14 protein-coding genes are annotated in these 13,586 nt (G+C 62.4%); 6 read left to right on the top strand and 8 right to left on the bottom strand.

All coding sequences use genetic code 11. The annotated features are described in order from the left end of the window. The first annotated feature begins 12 nt into the window (after window positions 1–12). The 3 genes from SFY93_RS26040 to SFY93_RS26030 are packed head-to-tail and all read left to right on the top strand — an operon-like array spanning window position 13 to window position 2,664. Complete coding sequence (locus SFY93_RS26040; RefSeq protein ID WP_320445139.1) at window positions 13–1,041, top strand: ABC transporter substrate-binding protein; 1,029 nt, start codon at window positions 13–15, stop codon at window positions 1,039–1,041. Between the two features lie 34 nt (window positions 1,042–1,075). Further along, window positions 1,076–1,894 carry an ABC transporter ATP-binding protein gene (locus tag SFY93_RS26035; RefSeq protein ID WP_320445138.1) on the top strand — a complete coding sequence of 273 codons (819 nt, stop codon included), beginning with the start codon at window positions 1,076–1,078 and terminating at the stop codon, window positions 1,892–1,894. After that, on the top strand, window positions 1,891–2,664 hold the full coding sequence (locus SFY93_RS26030; RefSeq protein ID WP_120291608.1) for an ABC transporter permease: 774 nt from the start codon (window positions 1,891–1,893) through the stop codon (window positions 2,662–2,664). Before SFY93_RS26035 ends, SFY93_RS26030 begins: the two co-directional genes overlap by 4 nt. Here SFY93_RS26030 and SFY93_RS26025 read toward each other — a convergent pair. From SFY93_RS26025 to hemP, 7 genes are all read right to left on the bottom strand, one after another. Further along, window positions 2,661–4,019, bottom strand: coding sequence for an FAD/NAD(P)-binding protein (locus tag SFY93_RS26025; protein WP_320445137.1), 1,359 nt, complete (start codon window positions 4,017–4,019; stop codon window positions 2,661–2,663). The two genes, SFY93_RS26030 and SFY93_RS26025, sit on opposite strands and share 4 nt — an antisense overlap. Window positions 4,020–4,053: 34 nt before the next feature. After that, entirely contained in the window at window positions 4,054–5,343 is a 1,290-nt protein-coding gene (locus tag SFY93_RS26020) for an amidohydrolase family protein (RefSeq protein ID WP_320445136.1), read from the bottom strand. A 114-nt stretch (window positions 5,344–5,457) separates the two neighbouring features. Beyond that, entirely contained in the window at window positions 5,458–5,823 is a 366-nt protein-coding gene (locus SFY93_RS26015; protein ID WP_068735283.1) for a response regulator, read from the bottom strand. Window positions 5,824–5,964: 141 nt separating this feature from the next. Next, window positions 5,965–6,786, bottom strand: coding sequence for a heme ABC transporter ATP-binding protein (locus SFY93_RS26010; RefSeq protein WP_320445135.1), 822 nt, complete (start codon window positions 6,784–6,786; stop codon window positions 5,965–5,967). Window positions 6,787–6,791: 5 nt separating this feature from the next. After that, window positions 6,792–7,889: a FecCD family ABC transporter permease gene (locus SFY93_RS26005; protein ID WP_320445134.1), complete on the bottom strand. Its 1,098-nt coding sequence runs from the start codon at window positions 7,887–7,889 to the stop codon at window positions 6,792–6,794. A gap of 1 nt (window position 7,890) precedes the next feature. Next, window positions 7,891–8,871 (bottom strand): heme/hemin ABC transporter substrate-binding protein, encoded by a 981-nt coding sequence (locus SFY93_RS26000; RefSeq protein ID WP_320445133.1) that lies wholly within the window; start codon window positions 8,869–8,871, stop codon window positions 7,891–7,893. After that, window positions 8,868–9,062 carry a hemin uptake protein HemP gene (hemP, locus tag SFY93_RS25995; protein WP_320445132.1) on the bottom strand — a complete coding sequence of 65 codons (195 nt, stop codon included), beginning with the start codon at window positions 9,060–9,062 and terminating at the stop codon, window positions 8,868–8,870. Before hemP ends, SFY93_RS26000 begins: the two co-directional genes overlap by 4 nt. 255 nt (window positions 9,063–9,317) lie before the next feature. Here hemP and SFY93_RS25990 point away from each other — a divergent pair, with 255 nt between their 5' ends. The 3 genes from SFY93_RS25990 to hutX all read left to right on the top strand — a co-directional run bounded on the left by SFY93_RS25990 (window position 9,318) and on the right by hutX (window position 12,666). Beyond that, window positions 9,318–11,675, top strand: coding sequence for a TonB-dependent receptor, heme/hemoglobin family (locus SFY93_RS25990; RefSeq protein WP_414716985.1), 2,358 nt, complete (start codon window positions 9,318–9,320; stop codon window positions 11,673–11,675). A gap of 98 nt (window positions 11,676–11,773) precedes the next feature. Beyond that, on the top strand, window positions 11,774–12,112 hold the full coding sequence (locus tag SFY93_RS25985) for a heme-degrading protein HmuQ (protein WP_320445130.1): 339 nt from the start codon (window positions 11,774–11,776) through the stop codon (window positions 12,110–12,112). 47 nt (window positions 12,113–12,159) lie between these two features. Continuing rightward, on the top strand, window positions 12,160–12,666 hold the full coding sequence (gene hutX, locus SFY93_RS25980) for a heme utilization cystosolic carrier protein HutX (protein ID WP_320445129.1): 507 nt from the start codon (window positions 12,160–12,162) through the stop codon (window positions 12,664–12,666). Between the two features lie 5 nt (window positions 12,667–12,671). Here hutX and SFY93_RS25975 read toward each other — a convergent pair whose 3' ends face one another. Next, window positions 12,672–13,577, bottom strand: a complete 906-nt coding sequence (locus SFY93_RS25975) for a LysR family transcriptional regulator (RefSeq protein ID WP_320445128.1) — start codon at window positions 13,575–13,577, stop codon at window positions 12,672–12,674. Between the last annotated feature and the right edge of the window lie 9 nt (window positions 13,578–13,586).

Below are 13,586 nucleotides of genomic sequence, written 5' to 3'. Positions count from 1 at the left end.
AGAGGACCGATCATGCTGAAACGTCTGCTTGTTGCCGCCGGTGTTGCGATGTCGATGCTGGGCCTTGCGAACGCCCAGGAGATGAAGACGGTCAAGGTCGGGACGACCAATCTGTCGTCGGATATCGGTCTGTTCCTCGCCGAGAAGCGCGGCTACTTCAAGGAAGAGGGTGTCAAGGTTGAACTGATACCGTTCGACTCCGGCGCCAAGATGGTGGCGCCGCTCGGCGCAGGCGATCTCGACGCATCGGCAGGCGCGGCCTCCGCCGGGCTCTATAATGCTGTCAATCGCGGCCTGAAGCTGAAGATGGTAGCCGACAAGGGCACCAATATCGCGGGCTATAGCTACAAGGCGCTGATGGTGCGCAAGGATCTGATCGAGTCAGGTGCGTTCAAGTCGCTTGCGGATCTCAAGGGCAAGAAGGTCGCGATCATTGCCAATGGGGCGGCCGATGAGTCCGTCATCAATCAGGCGCTGAAAAAGGCCGGGCTGAAGGACGAGGATATCGAAAAGGTCTTCCTGCCATTCCCGCAGCATCTCACCGCCTTCGCCAACAAGGCGATCGACGCAGCGATCTCGGCCGAGCCGGGCGTGACGGCGATGGTGCGCAATGGCGTTGCTGTGCGCTTCACCGGCCTCGACGATTTTTATCCGGTGCAGCAGACAGCCATGCTGTTGATCAACGGCAAGTTCGCCGAGGACCGCAAAACAGTGACTGCGTTTCTCAAGGCCTATCTGCGCGGCGTGCGCGCCTATGCCGCGACCCTCAAGGACGGCAAGATCGCGGGGCCCGGCGCCGAGGACATGATCAAGGACATCGCCGAGATGACGGGGATCAAGGATATGGCACTGCTGCATCAGATGGTGCCGGTGTTCATCGATCCCGACGGTCAGATCAATCTTCCCAGCGTCGAGACCGATCTTGCTTATTTCAAGTCGCGCGGGCTGGTCACCAGCGACATCGAGGCAGCCAAGGTCGTCGACATGTCCTATGTCGATGCACTGAAGCCAGTCCTGGGGCCGTTCGCACGGCCCAAGTGAAACGGTGAAGAGAAGTGTGGCGATGACGGTGCAGATGTCGACAGCAGCAATCGGGGATAGCGGGCCGGTGCCCGCGCCGAAGATCAGCCTGCGCGACGTCACCAAGCGGCACGATACACAACTGGCGCTGGACCGGATCACGCTCGATATCCCGGCCAGCACCTTCTTCGTGGTGGTTGGCCCGAGCGGCTGCGGCAAGACCACGTTGTTGCGCATGCTTGCCGGGCTGGATGCACCGTCGGAGGGCCGGATCGACATCGCCAATCCGCAGCCCGGTCATCCGCAGAACGCCATGGTGTTCCAGGGGGACTCATTGTTTCCCTGGATGACCGTCTGGGACAACGCGGCCTATGGCCTGACGATGCGCAATGTTCCGAAGGTGCGGATCGATGAGGTGGTTGGGCATTATCTGAACAAGACCGGCATGTATGGCGCGCGGACGCTCTATCCGCATCAGCTGTCCGGCGGCATGCGCCAGCGCGTCTCCATCGCGCGCGCCTTTGCCAACGATCCCGACATTCTCTTGATGGACGAGCCGTTTTCGGCGCTCGACGAACAGAACAAGACATTGCTGCATGAAGAGCTGCTGCGGATCTGGGAGGAGACCCGCAAGACCGTGGTCTTCATCACCCACAGTGTCGATGAAGCCGTGACGCTGGGCGATCGCATCATGGTGATGACGGCTGGCCCCGGCCGCATCAAGACCATCGTGTCGGTCGACCTGCCGCGGCCGCGCAATGTCGTAGAACTCCGGCACACACCGGCCTATGGCGAGCTGGTCTATGATATCTGGGCGCAGCTGCGTGAAGAGGTCGATCGCGCGCGCAGCCGCGAGCCGGGGAGCAAGGCATGAGTTCGGTTCGCACCCGTTCACTGTGGAGCGACCGCGCCATCAGCATCCTGTCGCCGCTGGTGCTGCTGGGCCTATGGGAAATCTGCGCGCGCACCGGCATCGTGGATGTCAGGTTCTTTCCGGCGCCCTCTAACATCATTGGGCACCTGTTCGAACTCGCTTCCTCCGGCGCACTGTGGCGTCATGTGGGAGCCAGCCTCTATCGCCTCGCTGCCGGTTTTATCGTTGGCTGCGTGCCGGCCATCGTGATCGGGCTTGCCATCGGGCTCTATCGCCCCGTGCGGGCCGCCTTCGATCCGCTGATCTCGGCGACCTATCCAATTCCGAAGAGCTCCCTGCTGCCGCTGATCCTGCTGATCTTCGGTCTCGGTGAAAGCTCGAAGATCGCCATGGTCGCGATCGGCGTGTTCTATCCGGTGGTGATCAATACAGCCGCGGGCGTGCGTCAGATTGCGCCGATCTTCCTCGACGTCGGCCGCAACTTTGGCGCCAGTCGCTTCAACATGTTTCGTACCGTGGCGCTGCCCGGCGCATTGCCGCTGATCATGACCGGCATCAAGCTCGGCGCCGGCATGGGGCTGGTGCTGATCGCCATCGCCGAGATGGTCGGCGCCAAACAGGGGCTGGGTTACATGATCTGGAATGCGTGGGAGTTGTTCGATGTCCAGACCATGTATGTCGGCCTGTTTGTCATTGCGATTATCGGCTTCGTGATGAATGCCGGCTTCGACGCGCTGGAGCGCGCCATCGTGCCGTGGCGGAAGGGCTAGAGCGTCTTCAACTGCTCGCTCACGGCCAGCAACTGCCGCCGAATATTGGATGCCGCAGTCACTTCCCAGAACGCGCCGCGCGTCGCCGGGCCGATGGCATAGAAGCCGGGCTGAACGTGGCCGGTGCTGTCACGCAGCTCGCAGGTTGGGGCGACATCGAGGCCGAGGCCGTTGAAGCCGGTCCGCGCTTGCCCGGTTGCGAGCAGCGACTTGATGAGCGGATCGCCCAGGCGATCATAGTGCTCTTCCGGGCCGGTACAGTTCAGAATCCAGTTGGTGGCGAGGTTGATCGTCTCGCCGTGTCCGCGCTTGCGGATGGTCACGTCATGTTCCGACGGTGTCGCAACTGCACTGGTGATGCGACCCGCGATCACATCGAGCTGCTTGTCTTGCTGCAACTGCTCCAGCAGTTCGGCGACGTCGGGCGCCAGCCGATGCCGATGCACCATCCAGATCGCGCGCAGATGCCGCGCGAAGCGGGCACGTTCGGTTTCGGAGGCGTTCCTGTAGAGTTCACCGATGGACAATCGAAACGTATCGACCATCGTCTGCCATGGAATGCCCGCGGCAACCTTGCGGCGGGTGTCCCTGAGCAATGCCGCCAGAAGCCCACGCGCGGTGGGCACCGGGAATGAGTTCATCGGATCGGGATCGGTCTGCGCCGGGACGTCGATCAGCGGCAGCAATCCGCGCCGCGAGACCATCGTGATGGGCGCGCGCATGCCGCGATGAAAGAGATCGATCACCATATCAACCGCGGTGGCACCGGTGCCGATGACCAGCACGCGATCGTCCTTGCCTATCGGATCGAGCGCGCCCGGCGCCCAGACATTGGTGATCGAGCGCGGCGATGCCTCGATGCCGGGAAATGGCGACGGCGGCTGGTTGCCAAGACAGAGGAACACCAGATCGGCGTCGATGATCGCACCCGATGCCGTCGCAACGCGATAACCATCGCCCTGTCGCGTCACACTCAGAGCCACATCCTGCCGCGGCGTTACGCGTCCGCTGCCCGTCAATTCGTTGAACTTCGTGGAGATGTAGTCGCCATAGACCCGGCGAGGCACGAAGGAGGTTGAATAGTCCGGCCAGTCCGCCTGGCCGGTTTCCGTCAACCATTCGACGAAGCCGTTATCTTCGGCGCCGAGTCCGCCCATCTTTGAGGCTGGGACGTTGATACGGTGCCACTTGGCTTTCGCGGAATAGGCAAGCCCGCGCCCGAACGCGCCATCGCGATCCAGCACGGTGATCGGCCCGATCTGCGGCAGCCTGGCCAGAATGATGCCGGCGAATGCGCCGGCCACGCCGCCGCCGATAACGGCAACGCGCAGAGAATGGGGAGAGGCTGATGTCATGCTGCCAAACGATGCGAGGGAGGGGGTCGAGAGATCAGCTCGGCGGTGCGTAAGCGGCGGGATCGACCGATGCCGGGCGGCCATCGAGTGCGAGTCGGCCGATCCGCGCGGGCGTCTCGGCGATCACCTTGCCGCGGCGCACGACCGCGAGCCGTGTCGCCTTCAGCCGGATCGCCTCGATCGGATCGCGCGCCTGCAGCAGCACGAGGTCGCCATTGCAGCCGACATCGAGGCCGTAGCCGTCGAGGCCCATGATCTTGGCCGGGTTGGTAGTGACGGTGTCGAAACAGAATCGCATTGCATCGCGGCTGGTCATCTGTCCGACATGCAGGCCCATATGTGCGACTTCCAGCATGTCCGCCGAGCTCAGCGAGTACCACGGGTCCATGCAGCAGTCCTGGCCGAAAGCCACGTTAATGCCGTAGGGCCGCATCTCCGGCACGCGGGTCTGGCCGCGGCGCTTGGGGTAACTGTCGTGGCGCCCCTGCAGCACGATGTTGATCAGCGGGTTGGCAATCGCAGCGACGCCGGCCTCCGCGATCAGCGGCAGCAGCTTCGAGACGTAGTAGTTGTCCATCGAATGCATCGAGGTCAGATGCGAGCCGGCAACGCGGCCCTGCAGTCCGAGACGCTGGGTCTCATAGGCGAGGGTCTCGATATGGCGCGAGAGCGGGTCGTCGCTTTCGTCGCAATGCATGTCGACGCGCAGTCCGCGCGCGGCGGCGATCTCGCAGAGTGCCTTCACCGACGCGGCGCCATCGGCCATGGTGCGCTCGAAATGTGGAATGCCGCCGACGATGCTGACCCCCTTGTCGAGCGCACGCGCAAGATTTTGCGCAGCCGTGGGCGAGCGGAAATAGCCGTCCTGCGGAAACGCCACCAGTTCGAGATCGAGATAGGGCGCGACCTGCTTCTTGACGTCGAGCAGCGCATCGACAGCCAGCAGCCGGTCGTCGCAGATATCCACATGGGTGCGCACCGCGAGCAGGCCCTGTGCCACCGCGAGATCGCAATAGCGCAGCGCCCGTTCGACCAGGGCCTCATAGGTCAGCAGCGGCTTCAATTCGCCCCACAGCGCGATGCCCTCGAGCAGGGTACCCGACACATTCAGCCGCGGCAGGCCGAGCGATAGCGTCGCATCCATGTGAAAGTGGATGTCGACGAATGGCGGCGAGACCAGGTGCCCGGCGGCATCGATCGCACGTCCGGCCTCTCCCGCCAGATTGGGCTGCACCGCGACGATACGGCCCGATTCAATGGCGATATCCTGGCCCGTGCGGCCGTCGGGAAGCGTGGCGTTGCGAATGAGGAGGTCGAACGGCATGAAACCCTTGCTGCTGCAGGTGTGGTCGCCGAATTATCGGCGTTGCGCTGCAGCAATGCAAGACGGTCCACGCGGGCGGCATCCGCCGGTCCGCGCGGACTGATTTGACCTGTATCAGTGAAACGATTGTTGTGCGGCGCGGAGCAGATCGATCGGGCTCCATGGCTTGGCCATGAACAGTGTGCCGTCGGGCAGCCGACGCACGCGAGGCGCACCTGAGGTCACGATCACATGCATATCGGGGAATCGTTGCTTGGCGAGATAAGCGAGCTCGATGCCGTCCATCATGCCTGCGAGTTCCACGTCCGTGAAGACCATCGCAACATTGTCGCCGGATTCCTCCAGTACCAGCACGGCGGCCTCCGCGCTTTCGCATTCGATGACGTTCATCTCGCTCTCTTCGAGCAGCAGGCTGACCAGTGTGCGTTGTGCTTCGTCGTTCTCGACCACCAGCGCTGTCGACCTGTGTGCATAACCCATGGGGGAGCCTCCGTGGTTTGGTTGCGACAGGAGGGCAATGCGTGAGTTCATCAGGGGTTCAGATAAAAGTGAGTTCCCGTGAGCAACAATGTTACTCATGAATATGCGCCGGCGCAGGATGATGTGCCGGCAGAAACGCAGTTAACCCACTACGAAATTTGAAGTCGCAATCTGTTGCATCATCTGCGGCAGCAGATAGGGCGCGCCATCGTCGGTACGTGCAACGACAACGTCGATATCGAACACACGGCGGATCACATCGCTGGTGATCGTTTCCGCAGGCGTTCCTTCGGCTGCAACGGCGCCGTTGCGCATTACGATGATGCGATCCGCAAACCGAACTGCGAGATTGAGATCGTGCAGCACTGCGATCACGGCCGTGCCGTTGCGTGCACGCTGCCGCGAAATTTCGACGAGTTCGATCTGGTGACGCAGATCGAGCGATGATGTCGGCTCGTCGAGCAGCAGGATGCCTGGACCATGGGCAGCTTCGCCGCAGGCGAGCTGTACGAGGATGCGCGCGAAATGCGCGCGCTGTTGCTCGCCGCCGGAGAGCGTCGGCAATTCGCGATGACGGAAGTCGCCAAGGCCCACTTCATCGATGGCGGCATTGACGAGCGATTGCGTGGAAGTCAGCGGCAGGTTGCCCCGACCCATCTGCACGACTTCCTCGACCGTGAATGGGAAGCTCACACTGACATGTTGCGACAGCATCGTGCGCCGCATCGCCAGTTCGGCGGGTGACCAGGCGTGGAGGTCGCGGCCTTTCAGCGTGATGGCGCCGCGCGACGCACGCAGATCGGCCGAGAGCAGGCGCAGCAGCGTCGACTTGCCGGCGCCGTTGGGGCCGACGATGGCGACCATCTCGCCGCTGGTAATGGTGAGATCGACATGATTGAGCAGCGTGGCCTGGCCGATCTTCAACGAGATGCCGGATGCGGTGAGGACGGGTGTGTCGGCCATTGACGTCACAGCCCCACCATTCCGCGCTGACGCAGCAGGATCAGCAGGAATATCGGCGCGCCCACGGCGGCAGTCAGGATGCCGATCGGCATCTCGGCCGGCGCCACGATGGTGCGGGCCAGCGTATCGGCTCCAACCAGCAGGCTCGCGCCGAGACCGACTGAGGCCGGCAGCAACAGCCGATGACCCGGTCCGATCATCAACCGCAGCAGATGTGGCACGACGATGCCGACAAAGCCGATCACGCCGCAGACCGAAACCGCTGCGCCGGTCATGACGGAGACCAGCACGATGCAGATGCGCTTGAGACGCTCGACATCGACGCCGGAATGGAAGGCCTCGGACTCGCCGAGGATCAGCACGTCGAGGCCGCGGCTGGTGAACAGCATCCCGATCAGGCCCAGCGCCAGCATGGGCGCAATCGTCGCCGCCTTGCTCCAGGTCGCGCCACTGAGCGAGCCGAGCAGCCAGAACGTGATGTCGCGGAGCTGACGGTCGTCGGCAATGAACACCAGAAGCCCGATACCCGCATTGGCGATGGCTGCGATGGCGATGCCGGCGAGAAGAAACAGCGCAATCGACGTACGCCCGCTGCGGCTGGAAATCCGATACAGAATGATCGTTGTCAGCAGCGAGCCGATGAAAGCCGCCAGCGGCAACAGAAACGGCTGCAGAAAAGCAACATAATGCGCAAAGCGGCTGTCGCTGACGACGATGGCGCCCGCTGCAGCAAACGCTCCGCCGCTGGAGACGCCGACCAGCGCCGGATCGGCGAGGGGATTGCGAAACAGGCCCTGCATGATCGCGCCGGCGGCGCCCAGCATGCCGCCGATCATGGCGGCGATGGCAATGCGCGGAATCCGGATCGACCATAGGATCAGCTGATCGCGCGCGGCAAATGGATTGGCGGGATCGGCGGCGGCGAGGCCAAGTGCTGCGAGCAGGCGGGACAGTGGGATGCCGGCGGCGCCAACCGTGGCGGCAAGCAGCACCGTCAGCAGGAGTGCTGCGAACAGTCCGCACAGGACGATGATGGTTGCAGGGCGGCGCACCCGGCCCTTCGTTCTGACAAACGCAGTCAGCTTGGCGTCGGCAGCGCTCATCTTATTGGCGGCAGTTGACGGCGAGCGAGACGGGCTTGAACGTTGCAGCCTCGGACGACAGCGCCGGGTCGAGCTTGACGGCGAGGTCGCGTGCGGCGGCGGCCGTGCGCGGACCGAAGCCGAGCAGATAGAGGCCGTCCATGGCGACCAGGCTCCTGGTCTTCGCGGCCGGCGTCAGTGCGAATGCCGGGCTGGCAAACACGGTGTCGGCCTGCAGCGTATCCTTGCCGCGCTCCATCGAGAGCACGGTATCCGGCTTGGCTGCGGCGATCGCTTCATCGCTCATGATCTTGTAGCCGTCGAAGCTGTCCGCGACATTGATGCCGCCGGCCAGCTTGATGATTTCATTGGCTGCCGTCTTCTGGCCAGCGACCATGGTGCGGCCATCGAGGAAGGACATCACGAACATCACCCGTGGCGGGGTCTTCACCTTGGCGCGCAATTCACGCAGCGCGGCAAGATCGCCGGCCACGGCATTGGCAAGACATTCGCCGCGTGCCTCGACGCCCGCGACCTTGGCGATCAACCGGATCTTCTCCACCATGCCGGCTTCGGTGAACGTATCCGGCACCATGATCAACGGAATCTTGGCGGCGTCGATGACGTCGATGGTTTCCTTCGGGCCGGAGCCCGCGATGGCCAGCACCAGCTGCGGATTCAGCCCCAGTACGCCTTCCGCAGAGAGTTGGCGCATGTAACCGACATTGGGTTTGTCGGCCATGGCCTTCGGTGGATACAGGCTGGTCGTATCGACGGCGACGATGCGGTCGTCAGCGCCGAGCGCATAAAGAATTTCGGTCACCGCGCCGCCGATCGAGACGATGCGGGTCGGATGGCCGATTGTGACGTCGCGTCCGCGTGCGTCGCGCACAACAGCGTCTTCGGCTGAGGCCGCGGCAGAGAATGCCAGCGTGCTGGCAAGCGCTACACATTGCAGCGCATATGCGATGCGATGACGTCGAACAGGGAGGCAGGCGGTCATTTGGTGAGGATCAGCTTGTTCTGGAACGTCAGGCGCAGGCGATAGGTCTCGTCGCCATGCGTAATCAGCAACTCACGCTGATCCGCGAACAGGTCCTTGCTGTCCATCCGATCGCCATTTACGACCACATTGCGTCCGGCTGAGGATTTGGCGTGAGCGGCAGCACTGCCGTCGTGAGAACCCGTATCCATAGCGCCGATCTGCCCCGTACGTGAAAGTGCTGTGGCCGTTATAGGTTTTGTCGCGCCTCATCGCCAAGCACTGCAGTCTACAATCAATATAAACAGGACGCGGGTTGCTTGACCCCCCTGTCAATGAACCGTAATCGAAAATGGCAACTTGGTGGCAGGGGTCCCCGAGTCGCATTCGAGAGCCAGCAAGCTCCCTGCCTCGCGCAGCGCCAGCCAGCCACGATCCGTTGAAAAATTGTGCTTGGGGATAGAGTTATGGCTTTCGGGGGCAGGACTGCGCGCGCCTTGTTGTTGGGCGCGTCAATCATATCAATGGGGGCACTGGTCGCCCACGGCGCCTTGGCACAGGCCGCCGCGCAGGCAGGCGATGTGCAGCCGCAAAAGCCGAAACCCGCCAAGAAGAAGCGTGCAGCCGCGCAGCCGGCAGTCGTGCCAGCGCAGGTAGCTAACGCCAATGCGCAGGCCGGCCGCAGCGGCCAGTCGCTCGATGAAATCACGGTGACGGCTTCGAAGACCCAGGAGCGCGCCATCGATGCGCTGGCTCCGGTCAGCGTCGTGACGCAGGAGCAGATTCAGCTGCAGCAGCCGAACCGGCTGAGCCAGCTTTTCTACAATGTTCCTGGTGTCTGGATGCAGGATCGTGGCGATGATCCGTCCACGGCGATCAATATCCGCGGCTTGCAGGATTTCGGCCGTGTCGCCGTTGTCGTTGACGGCGCCCGCCAGAACTATCAGCGCTCCGGTCACAATGCGAATGGCTCATTCTTTCTGGATCCCGAACTGATCGGCGGCATCGATATCACCCGCGGCCCGACTGCCAATATTTACGGCTCCGGTGCCATCGGCGGCGTGGCCTCGTTCCGCACCAAGGATATCAATGACGTGTTGCGTCCAGGCGAGCGTTGGGGCGTCGATATGAGCGGCTCCTACGGCTCTAACAATGCCCGCGGCATGGGTTCGGTGTTCGGCGGCGTGCGTGTCGATCCGTCCGTCGACGTGTTTGGCGGCGCAGTCTACAGGACACAAGGCAACTACAAGGACGGCGACGGCACCGAGATTGGCAACACCGGAAACGAAATCGCGGCCGGTCTGATGAAGGTCACCGTGCGTCCAGCCGATGGCCATGAAGTCAAGTTCAGCGGCCTGTTCCAGGATTATAGCTACAGCATAGGTCAGATGAACCGCGGGCCGACGGTAACCCGTGCGCAGCAGGCGCTGTACCAAGGATCGTCGATCTACGGGTCGAATGCCAAGAATTACACGGGTTCGGTGACGTGGAAATATTCGAAGCCGGACGACAACCTGTTCGACTGGAACATGTCGCTTTACGGCAATCGCGTCGACAACGACCAGACCAAGACCTACCACTATTCGACGTCCGGCGCTGCGCTCTGCGGATCAGGGAGCGCAGGCAACAACATCTCGGGCTGTGTCGGCGACCAGCGCGGTTACCTGCTCGATACGTTCGGGGTCGATGTCAACAACACGTCGCGCTTCGATGTCGGCAACTGGCGCAATGCTGTGACCTATGGTTTCGACGTGTTCAAGGACACGGTGAAGACCTTCGATTCACGCGGCAACTCGAACATCACGACCCCGAGCGGCGACCGTACGGTCGGCGGCGGTTTCGTCCAGATGAAGAGCAACTATTCCACATGGCTCGAGGTCATCGGCGCGCTGCGCTATGACTACTATGAGCTGAATTCCGCCGGTACTGTGCTCGGTGCCAACAACACGTCGTCGAGCGGCGACCGGCTGTCGCCGAAGATCACCGTCGGTGTTACGCCGGTCGCCGGCTTTACGCCCTATGTGAGCTACGCAGAAGGCTACCGCGCCCCGTCGATCACCGAAACCCTGATCGCCGGCGCACATGCCACCGGTGGTGGCCCAGTGTTCTTTACCTGCGCCGACGGTACCGCCGGCCTGTTCTGCTTCCTGCCCAATCCAAATCTCCGGGCAGAAGTCGGCAAGAACAAGGAAGTCGGCATAAACCTGAAATATAACGACGTCTTCACATCGGGCGACAGCTTCCGCGCCAAGTTCAACTTCTTCCGCAACGATGTGGACGACTATATCGACCTCGTTGCGTCTGCTCCCGAGTTGACCGCGTTCGGGCGCTTCAGCCGCAACTATCAGTACCAAAACATTGCCAATGTGAAGATCGAAGGCTTCGAGGCGGAGACTGCCTATGATGCCGGCATCTGGTTCGTTGGCGTCGGTGCGACTGTGCAGAGCGGCAAAAACACCCAGACTAATGTCGGCCTTGCCACAATCCAGCCGCGCAAGGTCACGACCACCGGCGGCGTCCGCCTGCTCGACCGCAAGCTGACGATCTCGGCGCAGTGGGCATCGGTCGCGGCCAATACGGATATCCCCGCCGGCTATTCGCCGTCGACCGCCTATGATCTGGTCAATCTCTATGTGGCCTATCAGCCGACGCAGGACATCACGTTGAATTTCGGGGTCGACAACATCTTGAACCAATACTACCGGCCCTATGCCATTCCCGGCTCGTCCAGCGATGGCACAACGCAGAACGACGCGTTGTGGACTGCCCCCGGTCCGGGCATCGTTTACAAGGGTGGCATCAAGGTGCATTTCGGCGGCGCATAATCGCCATCTGCATCCACCAGCCTCCAAGGAATCGCGCTCATGTCCGGGCGCGATTTCGGTTATGATAGGTTCTCGACGTCACGAAAGGAAAGACATCCATGTTCATCGCCATGAACCGCTTTCAGGTCAAAACCGGATCCGAAGCTGCTTTCGAAAATATCTGGGCGACCCGCGAATCCTATCTCTCGGAATTGCCGGGCTTCATCGAGTTCAGCCTGCTGAAGGGGCCGGTGGCCGAGGATCACACGCTATATTCGTCGCATACGGTCTGGGCCAGCAAGTCGGACTTCGAGGGCTGGACCAAGTCCGAACAGTTCCGCAAGGCGCATGCCCGCGCGGACAACAAATCGGAAGGCGCCAGCCTCTATCTCGGGCACCCCAAGTTCGAGGGTTTCGAAGTGATCCAGTCCGAGCGCCGCAAGAGCGCTGCGGCCTGATTGCTGCTTCCGCACCCAACACCAATGATCGATCACGGAGCCATCTCATGCTGAAGACGGATCTCGCCGCGCTGAAGACCCATATGGCGGAGAACCCCGGCGCCGTGATCGAGACCGTTGCGCGCGAGCGCAATGTCACGCCGCGTGCAGTGCTGGAAGCGCTGCCCGAGGGGATGGTGACCATCGGCGGCGGCGCCGATGCGTTCGTCACGGCGATGACTGATATCGCCGAATGGGGCGAGGTGACGCTGATCGTACATACCGAGGATGGCATCTTCGAGACCACGGCACCGCTGTCGCCGGGTGCCATTGGCCACGGCTACTACAATCTGACACAGCCGAAGGGCCTGCATGGCCATCTGCGTCATGAGCGCTGCGGCGGCGTGGCCTTTGTCGAGCGGCCCTTCATGGGCAAGTCGTCGGCTTTCGTCGCATTCCTCAATGTCGATGGCGGCGTGATGTTCAAGGTCTTCGTGGGCCGCGATGAGACCCGTGCGCTGAAGCAGGATCAGCTTGAGCGTTTCCGCGCGCTGGCTGGAAAGCTCGCTGCTTAAGGCGTCTACCCTTCCTCACTGTCCTTCATCTGCGCCACCAGCATCTCGGCGACCAGTCGCGTTGATGGCGATGCCATGCGCGCGGCCGACTGCACCAGCGTCACCTGTGTTGACTCCAGTCTGCGGTCGCGCGGCGGGATCGCGACAAGTGTGCCGGCATTGATCGCTGCCGTCGCCGAGACCATCGGCAGGAACGTCGCAAGATCGGTGCGGGCAGCGACGGTCTGGGTGAAGGCCAGCGAATTGGTCTCGCTGCACATTTCCAGCCGCACACTGGCCTGTGCGCAAGACTTGTCGAGTTCCTGACGAATGCCGAATGATGGATCCGGAAGGATCACGCGCAACCCTGCGAGATCCTTCATCGCGTATGAGTTCTGGCTGGCCAGTGGGTGCGTGGGCGCGACGATCAGGCAGACCGGTTGTCGCATGCGTCCGAGTTCGATCAGGTCGCGTCGCGGCGCGCGGCCGAAAATCAGGCCGAGATCGACCTCGTTCTGGCTGACCATCTCGACCACATCGCGAGCGCCCACGGCTGTGACAGATAGCGCGATCCCCGGATATTGCTGTGACAGGTCGACGAAAGAGTTGGGCAGGAAGCTCGACAGCATGCCTTCGACGGTGGCGATCTTCACCTGGCCACGGCGCAGCGACGCGAATTCCTCGACCTGGCTGCGCAGCCCGTCGAGCTGGCTGCGGTTCTCGACTGCATAGCGATAGAGCACGTGGCCGGCATCGGTTAGGTTCATGCCGCGTGCGCCACGCTCGAACAGCTTGACCGCTAGCTCCTCCTCCAGCCCCTGCACCTGCCGGCTGATGGCGGAGGGGGCGATGCGGAGCGCTGCGGCGGCCTGTTTGATCGATCCGGACTCGGTAACGACGCGAAAATAGCGAATGGCGGTGGATTCGATCATCGTCAGTCC

This window comes from Tardiphaga sp. 42S5, from assembly GCF_034044155.1.
Classification (GTDB): domain Bacteria; phylum Pseudomonadota; class Alphaproteobacteria; order Rhizobiales; family Xanthobacteraceae; genus Tardiphaga; species Tardiphaga robiniae.
Note: the sequence above shows the minus strand (reverse complement) of the source record. Positions and strands in the feature narration are given on the sequence as shown.